The 18,091-nt window shown below is 46.1% G+C and carries 16 protein-coding genes; 9 read left to right on the top strand and 7 right to left on the bottom strand.

What is annotated here, in order from left to right; all coding sequences use genetic code 11:
• Positions 1–326: 326 nt before the first annotated feature.
• From DF182_RS12100 to DF182_RS12090, 3 genes are all read left to right on the top strand, one after another.
• Complete coding sequence (locus DF182_RS12100; protein WP_113615873.1) at positions 327–1,715, top strand: ammonium transporter; 1,389 nt, start codon at positions 327–329, stop codon at positions 1,713–1,715.
• A gap of 276 nt (positions 1,716–1,991) precedes the next feature.
• Entirely contained in the window at positions 1,992–3,074 is a 1,083-nt protein-coding gene (locus DF182_RS12095) for a porin (protein ID WP_113615872.1), read from the top strand.
• Between the two features lie 158 nt (positions 3,075–3,232).
• Positions 3,233–3,895, top strand: coding sequence for a DUF2461 domain-containing protein (locus DF182_RS12090; protein WP_245957421.1), 663 nt, complete (start codon positions 3,233–3,235; stop codon positions 3,893–3,895).
• An 85-nt stretch (positions 3,896–3,980) separates the two neighbouring features.
• Here the strand turns inward: DF182_RS12090 and DF182_RS12085 are convergent, their stop codons facing one another.
• Both DF182_RS12085 and DF182_RS12080 read right to left on the bottom strand, forming a co-directional pair.
• On the bottom strand, positions 3,981–4,232 hold the full coding sequence (locus tag DF182_RS12085; RefSeq protein ID WP_079471700.1) for a hypothetical protein: 252 nt from the start codon (positions 4,230–4,232) through the stop codon (positions 3,981–3,983).
• A gap of 316 nt (positions 4,233–4,548) precedes the next feature.
• Positions 4,549–5,538 (bottom strand): aspartate-semialdehyde dehydrogenase, encoded by a 990-nt coding sequence (locus tag DF182_RS12080; RefSeq protein WP_113615870.1) that lies wholly within the window; start codon positions 5,536–5,538, stop codon positions 4,549–4,551.
• 153 nt (positions 5,539–5,691) lie between these two features.
• On the opposite strand from DF182_RS12080, the gene DF182_RS12075 reads away from it, so the two are divergent.
• From DF182_RS12075 to DF182_RS12065, 3 genes are all read left to right on the top strand, one after another.
• Positions 5,692–7,389, top strand: a complete 1,698-nt coding sequence (locus DF182_RS12075; protein ID WP_113615869.1) for a lamin tail domain-containing protein — start codon at positions 5,692–5,694, stop codon at positions 7,387–7,389.
• A 95-nt stretch (positions 7,390–7,484) separates the two neighbouring features.
• Entirely contained in the window at positions 7,485–8,144 is a 660-nt protein-coding gene (locus DF182_RS12070; protein ID WP_113615868.1) for a DUF5606 family protein, read from the top strand.
• A 159-nt stretch (positions 8,145–8,303) separates the two neighbouring features.
• Positions 8,304–10,016: a M3 family oligoendopeptidase gene (locus DF182_RS12065; protein ID WP_113615867.1), complete on the top strand. Its 1,713-nt coding sequence runs from the start codon at positions 8,304–8,306 to the stop codon at positions 10,014–10,016.
• Positions 10,017–10,081: 65 nt separating this feature from the next.
• On the opposite strand, the gene DF182_RS12060 is transcribed toward DF182_RS12065, so the two are convergent.
• Together DF182_RS12060 and DF182_RS12055 are read right to left on the bottom strand one after the other, a co-directional pair.
• On the bottom strand, positions 10,082–10,516 hold the full coding sequence (locus DF182_RS12060; protein ID WP_113615866.1) for a Fur family transcriptional regulator: 435 nt from the start codon (positions 10,514–10,516) through the stop codon (positions 10,082–10,084).
• 11 nt (positions 10,517–10,527) lie between these two features.
• Complete coding sequence (locus tag DF182_RS12055) at positions 10,528–11,115, bottom strand: SCO family protein (RefSeq protein ID WP_245957463.1); 588 nt, start codon at positions 11,113–11,115, stop codon at positions 10,528–10,530.
• A 342-nt stretch (positions 11,116–11,457) separates the two neighbouring features.
• Here DF182_RS12055 and DF182_RS12050 point away from each other — a divergent pair, with 342 nt between their 5' ends.
• The 3 genes from DF182_RS12050 (at position 11,458) to DF182_RS12040 (ending at position 15,634) form a co-directional block, all read left to right on the top strand.
• The gene (locus DF182_RS12050; protein ID WP_113615864.1) at positions 11,458–11,835 is read left to right on the top strand and encodes a MerC domain-containing protein; all 378 of its coding nucleotides are present in this window, start codon (positions 11,458–11,460) and stop codon (positions 11,833–11,835) included.
• 9 nt (positions 11,836–11,844) lie between these two features.
• Positions 11,845–13,026 carry a GTP-binding protein gene (locus tag DF182_RS12045; RefSeq protein WP_113615863.1) on the top strand — a complete coding sequence of 394 codons (1,182 nt, stop codon included), beginning with the start codon at positions 11,845–11,847 and terminating at the stop codon, positions 13,024–13,026.
• Between the two features lie 145 nt (positions 13,027–13,171).
• The gene (locus tag DF182_RS12040) at positions 13,172–15,634 is read left to right on the top strand and encodes a TonB-dependent receptor (RefSeq protein WP_113615862.1); all 2,463 of its coding nucleotides are present in this window, start codon (positions 13,172–13,174) and stop codon (positions 15,632–15,634) included.
• A gap of 2 nt (positions 15,635–15,636) precedes the next feature.
• Here the strand turns inward: DF182_RS12040 and DF182_RS12035 are convergent, their stop codons facing one another.
• The 3 genes from DF182_RS12035 to DF182_RS12025 form a co-directional block, all read right to left on the bottom strand.
• Positions 15,637–16,305, bottom strand: coding sequence for a hypothetical protein (locus DF182_RS12035; RefSeq protein WP_113615861.1), 669 nt, complete (start codon positions 16,303–16,305; stop codon positions 15,637–15,639).
• A gap of 83 nt (positions 16,306–16,388) precedes the next feature.
• A complete protein-coding gene (purN, locus tag DF182_RS12030) occupies positions 16,389–16,955 on the bottom strand; it encodes a phosphoribosylglycinamide formyltransferase (protein ID WP_113615860.1) in 567 nt (188 codons plus the stop codon).
• Between the two features lie 123 nt (positions 16,956–17,078).
• Positions 17,079–17,834: a copper resistance protein NlpE N-terminal domain-containing protein gene (locus tag DF182_RS12025; RefSeq protein WP_161964128.1), complete on the bottom strand. Its 756-nt coding sequence runs from the start codon at positions 17,832–17,834 to the stop codon at positions 17,079–17,081.
• Between the last annotated feature and the right edge of the window lie 257 nt (positions 17,835–18,091).

Here is an 18,091-nt window from a genome sequence, read left to right as displayed (position 1 = left end):
ATATGTAATTGTTTGCTAGGCAATATATTGAAAGTAGTTTGGTAGAATTACAGTAGGATGTTAACCGATTTTTTTTAAATAAATCTCAACTGCTTTTTTATTGTCTATAATTGATTGATAATTATTGATTTGTATTTAAATTTTCGATTGTAATGCTTTTGTTTAGCAACCCTAAATAATAATTAATATTATTAATATTTATAATTTAATTGATGCAATCCTAATTTTTACTGTCTTAATTCAAATTTTTCTATTTTTTAGTCATTCTATTTGATGTTTTAAATTTCACTTCTACTTTTATTTAAGAAATTTAAAAATCAAATGCTATGAAGAAAAATTCATTCCAAGACTATCTCCCCTTTATTTTTTTGGCGATAGTGGCAATAATTGGAATTTTTATTCCAGCTGTCCCCAACTTTTCAGATGTTAGTAAATATAATACGGCTGATATCGCCTGGATTCTGGTAGCATCTTCTCTGGTATTTTTAATGACACCGGGACTGTCTTTCTTTTATGGCGGGATGGTAAACCGGAAGAACGTTATTTCCACTATGATGCAAAGCTTTATAGCTACTGGTCTGATCAGCATTGTATGGGTGGTAGTTGGTTTTAGTCTGGCATTTGGAAAATCGTATCATGGCATTATTGGTGACCCCTCCTCCTATTTTATGTTCCGCAATGTTGGATCAGGTGCCCCCTGGAGCCTGGCTCCTACTATTCCGTTGTTGTTGTTTGCACTCTTTCAGATGAAGTTTGCCATCATCACGCCTGCGCTGGTGGTAGGTGCTGTAGCGGAAAGGATCCGTTTTACTTCCTATGTGTTGTTCATGGTCCTGTTCAGCATACTCGTATATGCGCCAATCGCACACTGGACATGGCATCCGGACGGTATATTGTTTAAACTCGGTGTACTCGACTTTGCCGGTGGTACCGTAGTGCATATCTCTGCCGGTTGTGCGGCACTGGCAGGTGCGCTGGTGCTTAAACGCCGGAAAGACCATATCGAAAAGAAAGAACTGCAACCAGCCAATATCCCCTTTGTATTATTAGGAACCGGTTTGCTGTGGTTCGGCTGGTTCGGTTTTAACGCTGGTTCTGCCCTGGGCGCCAATGCACTGGCTGCTACTGCCTTTGCTACTACCAATACCGCCACTGCTGCTGCAGGCCTGTCATGGGTGTTCTTTGACGTGATCCGTGGCAGAAAACCATCTGCACTCGGTTTCTGTATAGGCGCTGTGGTAGGGCTGGTGGCCATCACGCCTGCTGCCGGTTATGTTGCTATCCCGCAAAGTATATTCATCGGTTTTATCGCCGCGATCATTTCCAATATGGCCGTTCACTGGAAATCTAAAACCAGCCTCGACGATACACTGGACGTATTCCCCTGCCATGGCCTGGGTGGTATGGTAGGTATGTTGCTCACCGGCATCTTCGCTACCAAAGCAATCAATGAAGGCGGTAACAATGGCTGGTTATACGGCAATTTCGACCTCTTCAAAAATCAGGTGCTGGGATTACTGCTGGTCGTTGGTTACAGCTTTATCATGTCTGTTGCTATCTTCAAACTGATCAACCTGATCCATCCGCTGCGTGTATCCGAAGATGAAGAAGCACTGGGCCTCGATGTTACACAACACAACGAACACTATCATCCTGCGATGATGAGTGTTACTGACAACGGTACACTCAAGGAAGAAGAACTGGTGCACTCCTGAAAAGTACCGCCCGTCATGACCCTCCGTGAAAGCAAGTTCTTTGAGTTTGATTCTGACCTTTATCAATTTTATTAAAACGTATATACGTTACCGTTTGAAAGATCTGGAATGGGGTAATCATATAAAAACAGCTGGCTGTTGAAAAACCCACTGCTGAACTTCTTTTATTGATTACCCGTTCCTTCTATGTAGCACAGACACGCACGCATCCCCCAAAACAATACGCAGGAGAAGGCCGCATCATTACTTACCATTTATCAACCAAACTATAAGTACATGAAACGAATGCTAACGACCTTATTGCTGATGGGCAGTAACCTGGTTGCCTGGTCACAATCCACTGACTCCCTGCCCGCGCCGGCACTTAAAATCTCAGGTTCCGCTGACGTCTATTATAAATACAACCTGAACGGCAATAATACAGATAACAAAACCAGCTTCACCAATTCGCACAACTCCTTTGAACTGGGAATGGTATCGCTGAAAGTAGAGCATGGTTTCAAAAAAGGTAGCATAGTGGCCGACCTCGGCTTTGGAAAAAGAGCGGGAGAATTCTCCTATAATGAACCACCTTCTCCGTCAAATGGATTGTCGATGGCTATCAAACAGCTGTATGTTTCTTATCTGCTTACAGAAAAAATAAAATTGAGTCTCGGTAGTTATGCCACCCATGTGGGATACGAACTGGTAGATGCTTACCTGAACAGGAACTACAGTATGAGTTATATGTTCAGCTACGGTCCGTTTTTCCATACCGGCATCAAAGCTGATATTACCCTCAGCTCATCGCTGAGCGCGATGGTAGGCGTGTTTAATCCTACCGATCTTAAATCTGTCACCTTAAACAGTCATAAATATATAGGGGCACAGCTGGGCTTTGCTCCGGCAGAAACACCCATTAAACTTTACCTCAACTACCTGGAGGGAAAAGATACCTTCGGCATACAAAACCATCAGGTGGATGTAGTGGCCACCTATCAGGTGAATAAGGTACTGGGACTGGGTTACAACGGTACCTACAGCACCTACCTGGATACCCGGACGCCTAAAGAAAGCCGTAGGAATGCCAACTGGTGGGGCTCCGCCTTGTATGTGAATTGTGATTTTACGGATAAGCTGGGTCTTACGCTGCGCGGAGAATATTTCAGTGATAAGGACGGGGTGAAAGTATTTGGTGCTGTACCAGATGGCGGTAATGTAGTGGCTGGTACGCTGTCGTTTAATTATAAGGCAGGAAACCTGACGATTATTCCGGAGTTCAGAATCGATAAAGCTTCTGCAGATATTTTTCACAAGTCTGGCGGAGCTCCTTATAATATAACGTCCAATGTATTGTTAGCCGCCGTATATCATTTTTGAAACCAAAATCTGGCGCGTATTCAGGAAAGAATAAGAACCCGGAAACCCTCATGCAGAAACCATCCTCTGGGATGGTTTTTTATCATCCACCCTGTTAATTTCAAGGCAGGTGCTTACATCATAAGCGCTTGTGTATTATCTTGCTATAAAAATTTAAAATGATGTTACAGCCTTCCACGTTGAAGTTTCTGAAATCACTGAAACTGAACAATAACAAGGTATGGTTTGATGAGCACCGGGACAATTACCTGGCGGCCAAAACCGATTTTGAAAGCATGGTACAGCAGCTGATAGATGGTATGGCTAAGCAGGATACTACCTTGGCTGGGTTGCAGCTCAAGGATTGCGTTTTTCGTATATACAAAGACGTTAGATTCTCCAAAGACAAGACGCCTTACAAAATAAATCTGGCCGCTTCATTTCAGGCGGGTGGTAAAAAATCGCTGTTGGCGGGATATTACTTCCACCTGGAACCGGGAGGCAACAGTTTCGCCGGCGGCGGGCTATGGATGCCAGCTGCTCCCGAATTGAAAAAAGTGCGGCAGGAGATAGACTACAACTTCGAAGAATTTGAAAGTATTATCTCCAACAAAAGCTTTATCAAACATTTCGGGAAGGTGGAAGGAGATGCACTCAAAACCGTTCCGCAGGGCTATCAGCCTGATAATCCCGCTATTGCCTACCTGAAATTGAAAAGCCTTATTGTCACGCATCCCATCTCTGATGAAACATGCGTACAGCCGTCTCTCGTACGGGAAATACTGAAGACATTCGCGCTCATGCAGCCCCTTATACAGTTCATAAACCGTGCAATGGACTAAGTCCCCTTTTTTGATTTTCGATTTTTTGATTTAGTGATGTTTGTCAATTCCCAAATCAAGAAATCGAAAATCAAAAATTTTCCATCTAATTTTTGTGAATAAGAAATTCGAACGGACGCGCTTTGCGGTTCTTCAGCAGATTCTCCTTGTCTGTTCGTGCATGGGCAAAACGCTGATTATAAACATTTGCCACCTCAATGATAGGAATTATTCCATCCAGAGTATCCTGCTGGTCAACGATGTTCATGATGCGTGATACCTGAGAGGAAAAATTGGTGCTCCACTCTTCGGTAAACTTGTGCATTAACAAAAGCTCACGATTGGTGTTGGTTTTCATAGGACTTAAAGGGTGTTTTCTGATTAGAAAATAACGATAATATCCGGCATCTCTCTAAAATTGGACTACTCTTTTCGCAAAAGCTTAGTTGGCATAGGATTATGTTATCAAAATTGGATTTTATAAGCCACAAATCAATACTACTTCCGTGTAATTTTTACACTTTCCGTGTTATGCAATTGTGAAATGTTCAAAAAAAAGCAAGCGCTAACACGCTTGCTTTTAATGAGTTATAGATATGTTTTCGTGTATTCATACACGAGTGCTACGTTCAGGGGGGAATTACGCCACTAAATTACATAGCACGACAGTATGATTACAGCCAGTTCTTCTCTTGCAAAAATTCCGCAATTTGAACCGCATTTGTTGCAGCTCCCTTGCGAAGGTTGTCTGCCACGATCCACATGTTCACTGTTTTAGGTTGTGTTTCGTCGCGGCGGATACGGCCTACAAATACTTCATCTTTATCATGGGCGTCTTTAGGCATTGGATATTGTGCCTTAGACGGGTCGTCTACTACGATTATGCCCGGTGTCTGGGAAAGCAGGGTCCGGATCTCGCTTACATCGTATTCGTTTTCAAACTCAATGTTCACTGATTCGCTATGGCCGCCCATTACCGGTATACGTACAGTCGTTGCAGTTACTCTGATAGTATCGTCACGCATGATTTTTTTGGTCTCGTTCACCATTTTCATCTCTTCTTTCGTATATCCGTTGTCGAGAAACACATCAATCTGCGGGATCACATTCAGATCTATAGGATATGCATAAGCCATTTCGCCACTGATACCCTGTCTTTCATTCATCAGCTGGGTTACCGCCTTTACACCGGTACCGGTTACAGACTGGTAGGTAGATACTACCACCCTTTTGATTTTATATTTTTCGTGCAGTGGTTTCAGCACCAGTACCATTTGTATGGTAGAGCAGTTAGGATTCGCAATGATCTTGTCTTCCTGGGTCAGTGCATCACCGTTTACTTCCGGTACCACCAGTTTTTTGGATGGGTCCATTCTCCAGGCGCTGGAGTTGTCGATCACGGTAATACCAGCTGCCGCAAATTTAGGGGCCCATTCCAGGGAGGTGCTACCGCCGGCAGAGAAAATAGCCACATTGGGCTTCATGGAAATAGCCGTATCAGCGCTCACCACCTTCCAGGTCTTACCCTTAAATGTTACTTCCTTACCAACGGACTTCTCAGAAGCCACGGGAATCAATTCAGTGACAGGGAAATTCCGCTCTGTCAGCACTTGTAACATTTTTGAGCCTACCAGTCCGGTCGCTCCTACTACGGCAACTTTCATTTTGTTTTACATTTTAAAATGTGGACCCCAAAATTAATATATACCCCGCGCTTTTCATAACAATGCAAAGTATTTTATTCCTGTTAAGAAGGTATTAACATACTGCCGGGAGATTACACTTATTTTGAGCATAACCCGAAAAAAGTTCACAATATGTTGATACCCATTGTTTGTATAAGCCTGCTAGGGCAGGTCACCCTGTCTGCAACGGATACTACTACCCCTGCACTGTATGATGTGGTAATCCACGAAATGATGCTGAAGCCTGCTCCTGTAGCTGGTTTACCTCCTTTTGAATACGTGGAACTGCGGAACAGGAGTAGCCGGCCGGTACAGTTGCAGAACTGGATATTAGCGGTCAATAAGCGGGAAGCTTTGCTGCCGGCCTGTTTACTGCCTCCGGACAGTTTGCTGGTATTATGTGCGCCGGCAGCAGCAGACAGCTTCCGTGCTGCCAGGGTGCTGGCGGTGCCCAAATTTCCTTCGCTGCCGGACGATACAGGACTGATCGTGCTGTATAATAACAACAGACAGGTAGTGCATGCCATCTCCTACACCCCGTCGTGGTATGGTGCCACCGTGCCCAAAGGAGGGCGTAGCCTCGAAATGCTGGACCCATCCCTGCCCTGCGGCAGTAAAATTAACTGGGCGGCTTCCTCCGCCGCTGCCGGAGGGACACCAGGGCAATATAATGCGGCTGCCCGCACTGTAACGGATGATACCTTCCCTGACCTTTATTTTGCAGAGATGCCCGACAGCCTGCACCTGCTCCTGCACTTCAGTAAAACGCTGGACAGCCTGAAAGCGGCGGTAGCAGACAAATACAGGATAAGCCGGGGCACAGTTACTGCCGTGACAGTACTGCCCCCGTTGTTTAACATTGTATCCCTGCAACTATCCACGTCAATAGATTCAGGAACAGTCATCGTCACCGGTGTTACGGACTGTCAGGGAAAGGAAAGCCGGCTGAAGAATACCCTCTCTTTTGCACGGCCTCAGCTGCCGGATACGATGGACCTGGTAATCAGTGAGCTGTTGTTGTATCCGCCTGATGGTACACCGGAGTTTATAGAGCTGTACAACCGTAGCCGTAAGGCCATTGATCTGCAGACGGTTTTTCTTTGCGCCAGAAAGGCAGATGGCCGGCAGGGGCCCTGGAAGAAGGTATGTAGCGGCCCCCGGCTGCTGATGCCGGGAAATTTTCTGGCTATTACAACCGTCGCCGACCGGCTTTGTTATTATTATACCTGCCGCCTCCCCGAAAATATCCAGGAGGTCAGCAGCCTGCCGCAGCTGCCCAGGGAGGAAGGCGGATTGCAGTTGTTGCGCCGCGACAGCCTGGTGATAGACGCCGTGCGTTATATGTCTTCGTGGCATTTTCCTCTGTCGGCCCAGCTGAAGGGCGTGTCTCTGGAACGGCTGGACTACAACCGGCCTGCAACGCTGGCGGATAACTGGCAATCGGTGGCTGCCAGCGATGGTTACGCCACCCCGGGTTATACAGGCTCCCGTCAGTTGGCAGATGGTACTCCCACTACGGTGACCCTCGGGCCAGCCGTATTTTCACCGGACAGTCCCGGCCCCGAAGGCCGCGCTACCCTCTGTTTTGAACTACCGGGTTCCGGATGGGTGGGCAATGTCACCATTTTTAATGCTGCCGGCCGTCCCGTTCGCTATTTGGTCCGTAATACCACACTCGGAAATAAAGGATGTTTCTACTGGGATGGATTTGAAGAAAATAAAGTACTTTTGCCGCCAGGTGTTTATATATTTTTAATTGAAATATTTGACCTCAAAGGCCAGGTTAAACGCTGGAGACAGTCCCTGGTCATGGCACGAAAGTTGAATTGATGCCAGCCCTCTGCTAACGGCATTTTCCACGTGAAAATTTGTCAGCGGGCAATCTATTATAATTATTTATATTTGCGCTTCCTAAAAATTTGAACATGCAGTACAGAGAAATTGTTGCAGTAACCGGATTGGGCGGTTTGTTTCAGTTAATGGCCAGTAAACAAGATGGCGCCATCGTTAGGTCACTGGAAGATAAAAGTACAAAGTTTGTATCTTCCCGCGTGCATAATTTTACTCCACTGGAAAGTATTGAAGTTTTCACTATAGGTGAAAATGTAAACCTGGCTGAAGTATTCAAAGCCATGGATGAAAAATCAGCAGAATTTCCGCTGATTGACGGCAAAGCCGACAACAATGCTATCAAAGCTTATTTCAAGAATGTATATCCTGAATTCGATGAAGAAAGGGTATATGTGAGCGATATGAAGAAAATGGTGAAATGGTTTGGTATCCTCAAAGCAAATGATCTGCTGAAATTTGAGGAAATCCTGGCCGATGGTGAAGAAGCGATAGTAGAAGCTGAAGCCGAAGGTGCTCCTGCTCCTGCCAAAAAGAAAAAAGCTGCTGAACCTGCTGCTGAAGAAGGCGCAGAAGAAAAGCCAAAAAAGCCCCGTGCTAAAAAAGCGGCTGCTGAAGAAGGCGCAGAAGAAAAAGCACCTAAAAAAGCAAAAGCTAAAAAAGAAGACGCTCCTGCTGCTGAAGGTGAAGAACCAAAAAAAGTGGCTAAGCCTCGTAAGAAGAAAACAGAAGAATAACGTATTCAGGGAATTTGTTATTAAACAAATCCTTCATACCATCATATTTCAGGCTTCCATGTTACAGTCGTTCACTGTAACTGGAAGCCTGATTCATTTTGAGGTTTTTCGATAAATAACTAAATTCCCGACTCCGAAAATTCAGTAAAACAATAGCATATGAATGCAGATATAAAAAAACTCCCCCGCCACTTCCTGCCGGCAACCTTTCAGGTGACCACCTGGGACAACCTGCAGCCATATTATGAAACCCTGCAGCAAAGACCCATTAACAATGCGGCCGATCTGGAACAATGGCTGAAAGATGTCAGTGAACTGGAAGCGGTGATCAGTGAAGACGCTTGCTGGCGCCAGATCAAAATGACCTGCGATACTACCAGTAAAGAACTGGAAGACGCGTTTACCTACTTCTGTATGGAAATACAGCCCCGCCTCCAGCCGTATGCAGATGCACTTAATAAAAAACTGGTAGACAGCCCCTTCGTGAAGGACCTGGATCAGGAGCTGTATAAAACCTACCTCCGTAACGTTAAAAATCAGATCAAGCTGTTCCGGGAAGAAAACATACCCCTCCAGGCCGAACTGAGCGTGATGGCCCAGCAATATGGTGTTATAGCTGGTAAAATGACGATCAGCGTTAACGGAAAGGAATATACGCTGCAACAGGCTGCCAAGTTCCTTGAAAATGAAGACCGCACCCTCCGCGAAGAAGTGTTTTCTAAAACCGCCGCTCGCCGCCTGGAAGACAGAAACACACTGGATGAGCTGTATACCGGCCTGGTGCTGAAACGCGATCAGGTAGCCAAAAATGCAGGCTTTGCCAACTACCGCGATTACAAGTTCGAAGAGCTGGGCCGATTCGACTATACCAAAGAAGACGCCTTCCAGTTCCATGATGCCGTGAAAACACATATCGTTCCACTGGTACAGCAGATACTGGAAAAACAACAGCAGAAGCTGCAGCTCGATCAGTTAAAACCCTGGGACACCGAAGCTGAACCAGTTGGCGTGAAACCACTGGAGCCCTTCCAGACAGGTGAAGAACTGATTACCAAAACCATCGAAACCTTCGATCAGCTGGGACCATTCTTTGGTGACTGTCTCCGCGTGATGAAAAAAATGGGCCGTCTCGATCTGGAAAGCCGTATCGGTAAAGCACCGGGAGGATATAACTGCCCGCTGGCAGAAACCGGTGTGCCTTTTATCTTCATGAACGCCGCTGGTCAGATGAAAGATCTCACCACCATGGTACACGAAGGTGGCCATGCGGTGCACTCTTTCCTGAGCCACAACCTGTCACTGAACGCATTCAAGGAATATCCGATGGAAATCGCGGAAGTAGCCAGCATGAGTATGGAACTTTTCACCATGGATTCCTGGAATATTTTCTTCGATGATGCAGAGCAACTCCGTCGTGCCCGCCTGCAACAGCTGGAAAGAGCCATCACCATCTTCCCATGGATTGCTACCATCGATAAGTTCCAGCACTGGGTGTACGAACATCCACAGCATACTATCGAAGAACGTACTGCCAAATGGGTGGAAATACTGAAGGAGTTCTCCCCTGCTATCATAGACTGGAGCGGCCTTGAAGACTATCGTGCCAGCTTCTGGCAGAAACAGCTGCACCTCTTTGAAGTACCTTTCTATTATATAGAGTATGGTATTGCACAACTGGGCGCCATCGCCATGTGGAAACAGTATAAGGAAAATAAAAAACAAGCACTTGATAACTACGTACAGGCGTTGAGTTTAGGTAATACTAAAACACTGCCGGAGCTGTACAAAGCTGCCGGTATCCGGTTTGATTTTTCACCGGCCTACGTAAAGGAACTGGCAGATTTTGTGAAGAGTGAGATCGAAAAGTTGTAGAGGCTTTGATTGTATAAAGGTCCGGTTAGCGAAAGAGCTGTTCTTCCGTTAACCGGACCTTCTCATTATTTGCAGGATTTGCATACACCATTAACGATTACTTCCACATTGTGGAAGGAATAGCCCTTAGGTAACTGTATCTGTGGTACATCAGTATCATCAAGGCAGATGGTGGTACCGCATTCTTCACATTTGAAATGCACATGATGATCATGATGATGATGTTCTGTACACTCTGACTTACAGACTGCATAACGTACAGAAGTATCGGTAGTAGGTATTTTGTGGATGATGCCCTTTTCGAGGAAAGTTTGCAGAGTCCGGTATACAGTCACACGGTCAAATGATTGGCCGGCGAGTTTTTCAAAGTCGCTGTGTTCCAGTGCCCCGTTACTTTTCATGAACAGTTCCAGGATTTTGGTCCTGGTTTCTGTTACGCTCAGTTTACTCTCCCGCAGTAAGGTGCCTATTTTTTCTGCTATTTGTTGTTGGGTAGCCATGATGAAAAACTTTATTCTTCCATTAAACGCTCAATATCATCTATCAGCTTGTTAACATCCTGTAATTTGGTGCCTTCATATAAACCGCGGATTTGTCCTGTTTTATCTACCAGCGCAAACCATTGGGTGTGTACAAAATCTTCTTCGCCGGTATAGGTGCCATCGTCTACCAGATAACCCTGGCGTGCCAGTGCATATAATTCTTTTTTGCTGCCAGTGAGGAACCACCAGTTTTTAGAATCAGCACCGTGTTTTTCGGCGTAGGCTTTCAGCACCGGTACGCTGTCATGCTCCGGATCAACGGTGTGTGACAGGATCAGGAAATCTGGTTTGTTTTTATATTTAGCATATACTTTTTCCATGTTGGCATTCATCTTCGGACAAATACCGGTGCAGGTGGTAAAGAAATATTCTGCTACATAAATTTTGCCCAGTACATCGGCCTTTGTTTTAGTACGACCATCCTGGTCGGTAAATGAAAATCCCTGTACCGTATGCCCCGGAGCCCCCAGGATCGGCAGCTTTTCTTTCCCCAGAAAAGTGCCTCTTTCACCTTTGATCACATAGCCGGCATATCCCAGAAATCCAAGGCTCAACACTGAAAAAAATACAATATATAAGATCGCTTTTTTAGACATAGGTGAAAATCCCCACTGTTTTGTTCAAAATAACTTTCAATCAATATGCAAAGGTAACACATACTTGACAGATGCTCATCAATGAAAGACAATGAGCAATTTTTAATGCATATTATCAGCCCATTAAAAAGTATATTTTTATATAATTCATTCATCTCCCCTAATCCCAAATCCTCATCTATCTCCGCTCATCAGGAACATCAAAAAAATCATAGCCATCAAAGTTGCAACATTGTTGCAAATTTACGTAGTTTTGTCCCAGGTTCAAAAAATTAAGGTAAGGTGGAGAATATATTCAAACGGATGAACTTAGATACATTAGGCATAGGAGCTTCCATTATTTGCGCGGTCCATTGCGCGCTGTTGCCTTTATTATTTGCTGCGCTCCCTCTCCTGGGAATGGAGATAACGGAACATGCCATACTGGAGTATTGTTTGTTACTGTTTTCTTTCGTGATCGGTTGCCTGGCTTTAGGGTTGGGCTACTGGCGTCATCACCGGAGGCTGATGCCGCTGCTGTTGTTTATAGCGGGCTTCGCCTTATTGCTGATGGGGCATTTCTGGGCAGAGGCGGTCGTGTTGGAGTATGCTGCTATCTGTGTGGGTGCCGGCGTTATTATGGCGGCACACTTTATCAATCAGCGGCAACGCCATTCCTGCAAGGTCCATAAACATCATTAACAATATTATATGAAAAAATTACCTGTTACGGTGCTGAGTGGCTTTCTCGGCGCAGGGAAAACTACGCTCCTGAATCACGTATTACATAACCGGGAAAATCTTCGTGTAGCCGTTATCGTTAACGATATGAGCGAAGTGAATATTGATGCTCAACTGGTGAAGAATGAAAACACACTGCATAAAACAGAAGAGCGATTGGTGGAGATGAGCAACGGGTGTATTTGCTGCACTTTACGGGAAGATTTGTTGAAAGAAGTGGAACTGCTCGCACGTGAAAACCGGTTTGATTATCTCCTGATAGAATCTACCGGTATATCTGAGCCGATACCGGTGGCGCAGACTTTCTGCTACCAGGATGAACAGAACGGTATAGACCTGAGTGCAATAAGTCAGCTGGATACAATGGTGACTGTGGTTGATGCATTCAACTTTACCAACGACTACAGCAGCATGGAACTGCTGCAGGACAAAGGACTCACAGATGAATCTGATCAGCGTACTATTGTCAATCTGCTCACTGATCAGGTAGAATTCGCCAATGTAATTGTTCTCAATAAATGCGACCTGGTAAGTCCCGAACAGCTGAGCAACCTGAAAGCGATGCTGCGTCAACTTAATGCAGGTGCCAACATCATAGAGGCTGTCAACGGACAGGTACCGCTGAACAGCATCTTGAATACCGGTTTGTTCGATTTTGATACTACTGCACAAAGTGCCGGCTGGCAGGCCGAACTGGAGAAAGAACATATACCGGAAACAGAAGAATACGGTATCTCCTCCTTTGTATACCGTAGCCGCAAACCTTTCCATCCCCAACGCTTCTGGCTGTACATCAATGAACGTTGGCCCGGCAACGTTATACGGAGCAAAGGACTGTTCTGGCTGGCATCACGACCCAAACTGGCGGTCAACTGGAGTCAGGCCGGCGGCTCCCTGCGCGTAGAAAAAGCCGGTTACTGGTGGTGCGCTATCCCCCGTCAGCAATGGAACCTGGATGAAGAATCCTATCAGCTGGTCACCAGCCGCTGGGACGAACGTTTTGCTGATCGTTATAATGAACTCGTTATCATCGGGCAACAAATGGATGTACATACCATGATCTACGAACTCGACAGTTGCCTGTGCACAGAAGCTGAGATAAATCAATATCTCAGCGGTGCTTCCTTCCACGATCCTTTTCCTATTATTTAGGCTTGTCTAAATAATAATTAAGGTAAGTATAAATTGAAAATTTAGTTTTGCAGAAAAATATCTGTAGCCACAAAGGAAAGTACAAGTACTTGTAACTATCCCGGGAATCCTTTGTGCCTGCCTCACCTACAAGTGTCAGAATTGCATGAAACATTTATTTACACTCATAGGCGTGCTTATACTTGCCTTATCGTTGCAGGCGCAACAAACAATCATCACGGGAAAAGTAACCGCCAACGGGAAACCTGTACAGTTTGCCAATATCACCATTCCTGCCTTGAAAACCGGCGCTATCGCCGACCAACAGGGCCTCTTCGTGATCCGCAATCTGCAACCGGGAACCTACGATATTAAAATATCCATGATAGGGTTTCAGCCTTTAACCCTTAAAAAAAGCATCAGCAACAAACAAACCCTCTCGCTGGACATCTCCCTGGAAGAGGACTTATCCAAACTGAATGAGGTAGTGGTAACCGGCGTTTCCCGCGCTACCGCTGTACGAAAAAATCCTATACCCATTGCCGTTATAGGTAAAAGAGACATGAATATGCATGTCAACAATAATATCATCGATGCAATCGTGAAAGGAATTCCGGGGGTGAGTGCGGTAACCACCGGCCCCAATATCTCCAAACCTTTCATCCGCGGGCTGGGTTATAACCGCGTACTCACCCTGTTCGACGGGGTGCGTCAGGAAGGCCAGCAGTGGGGCGATGAACATGGTATCGAAGTAGACCAGTATGGTATTGCCAGAGCCGAAGTGGTAAAAGGACCTGCCAGCCTTACCTATGGCTCCGATGCGCTGGCCGGCGTGATCAACATGATACCCGATATCCCCGAAACAGAGCAGGGAAAACTCAAAGGGAATTTCCTGACAGACTACCATACCAACAACGGTATGATTGGCTCTTCCCTGGGCCTGGTATACAACAAAAACGACTGGAAGTATGTAGTGCGTGGAACTGTGAAAGCAGCCCACAACTACAAAAACAAAGTGGATGGTTATGTATATGGCACCGCTTTCCGGGAGTACAACCTGTCTGCATTGGCTCGGGTGGATAAGTCATGGGGGCATTCACTGTGGGGCGTCACGCTATACGACAATACCCAGGAGATCCCCGATGGCAGCCGGGATTCGCTGACGCGTAAATTTACCCGTCAGGTATTGGATGCCGATGATGACATCAAAAACAGACCCATTGTACCGGATAATCAGCTGCGTACTTATACCCTCAATCCACTGCATCAGCATATTCAACATTATAGAGCGTATAACCGTAATCGTTATATATTAGGTAAAGGAGATATTAACACCACCATCGGTGTACAACAAAGCATCCGCCGGGAATATAATCACCCCGAAATGCCGGCACAGCCAGGATTGTATGTAGTATTAAATACACTCAACTACGACCTGCGTTACAACTTACCTGCCATCGGCGGTGTGGAAACGACCGTAGGCGTAAACGGTATGTATCAGCGCAACCGCAGCAAAAACGCTACTGACTTTCCCATCCCGGACTATGACCTGTTTGATATCGGCGGCTTTTTCTTCGCCAAAAAAACAGTCGGTCAGTTTGATATCTCCGGAGGCCTTCGTTACGACAGCCGTCACATTAAATGGAACGATTTCTATGTAGGACCCGATAAAGACAATGGGTTTGATAAAAAATACAACTTGCCCGATACCGCTGGTGCTAGTCTGCAGTTCCCTGCTTTCCGGCATAACTATACTGGCATTTCCGGTAGCCTGGGTGTTACCTGGAACCTGAGCCAGCGCGTACTGCTGAAGGCAAACATCGCCAGAGGCTACCGAGCACCCAATATTACAGAAATCGGTTCCAACGGACTAGACCCCGGCGCACATATCGTATACCTTGGCAACCGGGAATTTAAGCCGGAGTTCAGCCTGCAGCAGGACCTGGGTTTCCTCGCCTACCTGCCGGACCTGGATATCAGTGTGGAAGTGTTTAACAATAATATCAACAACTATATCTACCAGGCGAGATTGTATGATGCCAATGGCGAACCGGTGGTGATAGTGCCCGGCAATGCCACGTATCGTTACCAGCAATCCAGTGCGCGGTTGTATGGGGCAGAAGTGAGTGTAAATCTGCATCCGCGTGCTGTGTCCTGGTTGACCATGGATAACAGTGCCGCCTATACGGCAGGGCTGAACAGAAACAAAGCACTGATCGACCAGCATGGTGATGCAGCCCGTTACCTGCCTTTTATACCGCCCCTGCATATACGCTCAGCACTGAAAGCCACTGCTCCCCGGAATTTCGGGATGCTGTCCAAAACTTATGTGCGTGCAGAGGTGGACCACTATTCAGCACAGTCGCATTTTTACGGGGTGGATAATACTGAAACCTACACCGCCGGCTATACGTTGGTTAACTTCGGAGCCGGTACCGGATTCACCAATAAAAAGGGGAAGACAGTACTGGAGCTGTTCCTCCAGCTGGATAATGTGTTTGACGTGGCCTATCAGGCTAACATGAACCGTCTGAAGTATTTTGAGTACTACAGTGCTTCTCCCAATGGCCGTTATGGCATTTATAATATGGGAAGAAATTTCAGTGCTAAAGTGATTGTTCCTTTTTAGGTTTATTTGTGGAGATTGAGGCCCAGTTTGATGCCCAGGTGCAGACTGGGCCATACGGTGACAACATTGGCCTTGTTGAGGTTTGCGATGCCATTGTTGTCGCCTTCATAAATATTGGTGCGGTAAAGTTTTCCGCGGATGCCAACGCCAAAATAAGGATCCATTACCAGTTTGTGTTTCCGGAACTGCCTACCCACCAGTAACTGCAACGCATATACGTCTTTGGTGGCTGAATTCGTATAGGTGTTATTGTTAATCACCACATCTTCGTTAGGATAGAATACTTTTTTATAAACCAGTACAGGTTCAAAATAGGTCCCGGCAGCGGTGGCGGGGCCTATTTCCTTTGTGATCAGGTAGTATCGGACACCGACCCTGAATCCGAGGCCACGGCCGTCTACAAACTGTTCTGTGCTGACATCGGGTTTTTTCTGGCCAATATTGACTTTTTTGGTGAGAACATAGTCCGGATAGTCGGTATAAATGCCTATCACCCCCAGCTCTATACTAAGTTTATCGCTGATATCCTGTTCCAGAAGGATATCCAGTTCGTTGATCAGGGTGGTGGGGTTTATTTTCAGGTAAGTACACCGGAGCCGCTTAGGGTCTTGGGCATAGGTGCATGCATAGAGTAAACAGAGTATTCCGGTGAGTAACAGTATTTTTTTCATACAGTTAGTAGGTAACAAAGTGTTGAGGTGGAGTATGTAGCTTCCGGCCGGGAATAGCCTGCAGTCGGAAGCTACATGCCGTATTATTTTAGCAATATTCGTTCCACAATTACCGGAAACCATTGGTGTTCCAGTGCCTGTACCTTGCGTGCCACGGTTTCTGGTGTATCTTCTTTGGTGACGATGCAACGTTCCTGAAGGATTGTTTCACCGTCGTCGTATTTTTCATTTACGTAGTGGATGGTGATGCCACTTTCCGTTTCTCCTGCTGCCACTACGGCTTCGTGCACAAAGTGCCCGTACATGCCTTTGCCGCCAAACTTGGGGAGCAATGCCGGGTGTATATTGATGATCCGGTTGGGAAAAGCCTGTACCAGGTTGGTGGGTACTTTCCATAAAAAGCCGGCCAGTACAACGAGGTCGGTTTCCTTTTCCTTTAACAAGTTAACATAAGTGTCTGTATGGAAAAATTTTTCTTTTTCTATCAGAACGGAGGGTATCCCTTCCCGTTGGGCGATGTCCAGTATGCCTGCTCCGGGTTTGTTGCACACAATCAATGCTACTCTTGCCTTGTCTGAATTTCTGAAATGATCAATGATCCTTTGCGCGTTGCTTCCTGCACCCGATGCGAAGATGACAATATTTTTCAACGGTTCTTTTTTTAGCTGCAAAGGTACTCAGGATTGAACGGATTAATATGGTTTCGGGGATTTTTTTAGCAGAGCGCTATGCCGGGAGCTGTTCTCCCGGCATAGCGCTCCTGTCTGATCAAGTTATTTGATGTATTCTCCACAACCATGGTAAGTTTGGTCTTTCACCTTTATCTCCACGGTATTCGGGCGCATGAGCCCGCTCATGTCATCGGAGCACATGGTATTACGGATGCTGACGGTAATTTGCGGGGTGGTGTATACTTTAAGCGTGTCGGTATTAGGTTGGGCGGCAGGTAGGTTAGCCAGGATGCTATCGCCGGAGGCTGTATGGAAGAGGAGCTTACTTTTTTCCAGGTCCAGGCTCCAGAAGGGTTCATTGCCGCTGGCGGTGAAAGTGACGCCGGCGCTGGCTTTCTGTGCAAGGAGGGTTCGGCGGTCGCCGCCTTCCACAGGTTTGAGTACGTAGTTGCTGGCGAGGGCCCCTTCAATCCGTTTACCCTCGCGGTCCAATACCAGGAGTTTGTTTTCAGCGGCGAGGAAGGAACTGCTGTCTTTTTTTTTCTGTATGCGGACGATGGAGTCGTTGATTTGTTGCCAGGTACCTTTTTCAGTATAGGCGATCCCTTGACCTCTACCCTGGTAGGCTACCAGTTCGGTAAAGGTGTGGTCGTCAAACAGGCTGATCTGGTAGTCCATTCCCGGGCAGTCTGCACAGGGAAGGGTGCCCTGGTAGGTGCCGGTGATGTGGACAGCTACAGTAGTGGGTATTGAGCCAGCGGCAGCGGTACTGTCGGTGCCGGTATGGTTGTTGTTGTTGTTGTTGTTGCAAGCCATCAGTGTGGCCAGCAGGGTTGGTAAGTAAGTTAGTTTACGCATGGGAATGTTTTTTAGAGACAGATTGAACATTCTTGTCCGGTAGCAGGTTATTATGGTAAAAATAAGATACTTACCTTAATTAAAGGTGGCAGCCTATATATATAATATATAGAGGCCGGGATATAGGAGGGCGTTATTAAGTTTTGATCTGCATATAATAATACTATATCCTTTGAAGAGGGCCTACCCTACTACTTATGAGCACATCTGTAAATAGAAATTGAACTTTCAATCAAAATAATAAGTTTTGAAAGGTC

The sequence above is a fragment of the Chitinophaga flava genome (assembly GCF_003308995.1).
In the GTDB taxonomy this organism is placed as follows: Bacteria; Bacteroidota; Bacteroidia; order Chitinophagales; family Chitinophagaceae; genus Chitinophaga; species Chitinophaga flava.
The sequence above is the reverse complement of the archived record's forward strand: the minus strand, read 5'-3'. Positions and strand labels throughout refer to the sequence as shown.

Bases quoted from the DNA above. Each gene is read 5' to 3' on its own strand.
- DF182_RS12100 (WP_113615873.1), top strand. From the start codon at position 327: ATGAAGAAAAATTCATTCCAAGACTATCTCCCCTTTATTTTTTTGGCG.
- DF182_RS12095 (WP_113615872.1), top strand. From the start codon at position 1,992: ATGAAACGAATGCTAACGACCTTATTGCTGATGGGCAGTAACCTGGTT.
- DF182_RS12090 (WP_245957421.1), top strand. From the start codon at position 3,233: ATGATGTTACAGCCTTCCACGTTGAAGTTTCTGAAATCACTGAAACTG.
- DF182_RS12085 (WP_079471700.1), bottom strand. From the start codon at position 4,232: ATGAAAACCAACACCAATCGTGAGCTTTTGTTAATGCACAAGTTTACC.
- DF182_RS12080 (WP_113615870.1), bottom strand. From the start codon at position 5,538: ATGAAAGTTGCCGTAGTAGGAGCGACCGGACTGGTAGGCTCAAAAATG.
- DF182_RS12075 (WP_113615869.1), top strand. From the start codon at position 5,692: ATGTTGATACCCATTGTTTGTATAAGCCTGCTAGGGCAGGTCACCCTG.
- DF182_RS12070 (WP_113615868.1), top strand. From the start codon at position 7,485: ATGCAGTACAGAGAAATTGTTGCAGTAACCGGATTGGGCGGTTTGTTT.
- DF182_RS12065 (WP_113615867.1), top strand. From the start codon at position 8,304: ATGAATGCAGATATAAAAAAACTCCCCCGCCACTTCCTGCCGGCAACC.
- DF182_RS12060 (WP_113615866.1), bottom strand. From the start codon at position 10,516: ATGGCTACCCAACAACAAATAGCAGAAAAAATAGGCACCTTACTGCGG.
- DF182_RS12050 (WP_113615864.1), top strand. From the start codon at position 11,458: ATGAACTTAGATACATTAGGCATAGGAGCTTCCATTATTTGCGCGGTC.
- DF182_RS12045 (WP_113615863.1), top strand. From the start codon at position 11,845: ATGAAAAAATTACCTGTTACGGTGCTGAGTGGCTTTCTCGGCGCAGGG.
- DF182_RS12040 (WP_113615862.1), top strand. From the start codon at position 13,172: ATGAAACATTTATTTACACTCATAGGCGTGCTTATACTTGCCTTATCG.
- DF182_RS12035 (WP_113615861.1), bottom strand. From the start codon at position 16,305: ATGAAAAAAATACTGTTACTCACCGGAATACTCTGTTTACTCTATGCA.
- DF182_RS12025 (WP_161964128.1), bottom strand. From the start codon at position 17,834: ATGCGTAAACTAACTTACTTACCAACCCTGCTGGCCACACTGATGGCT.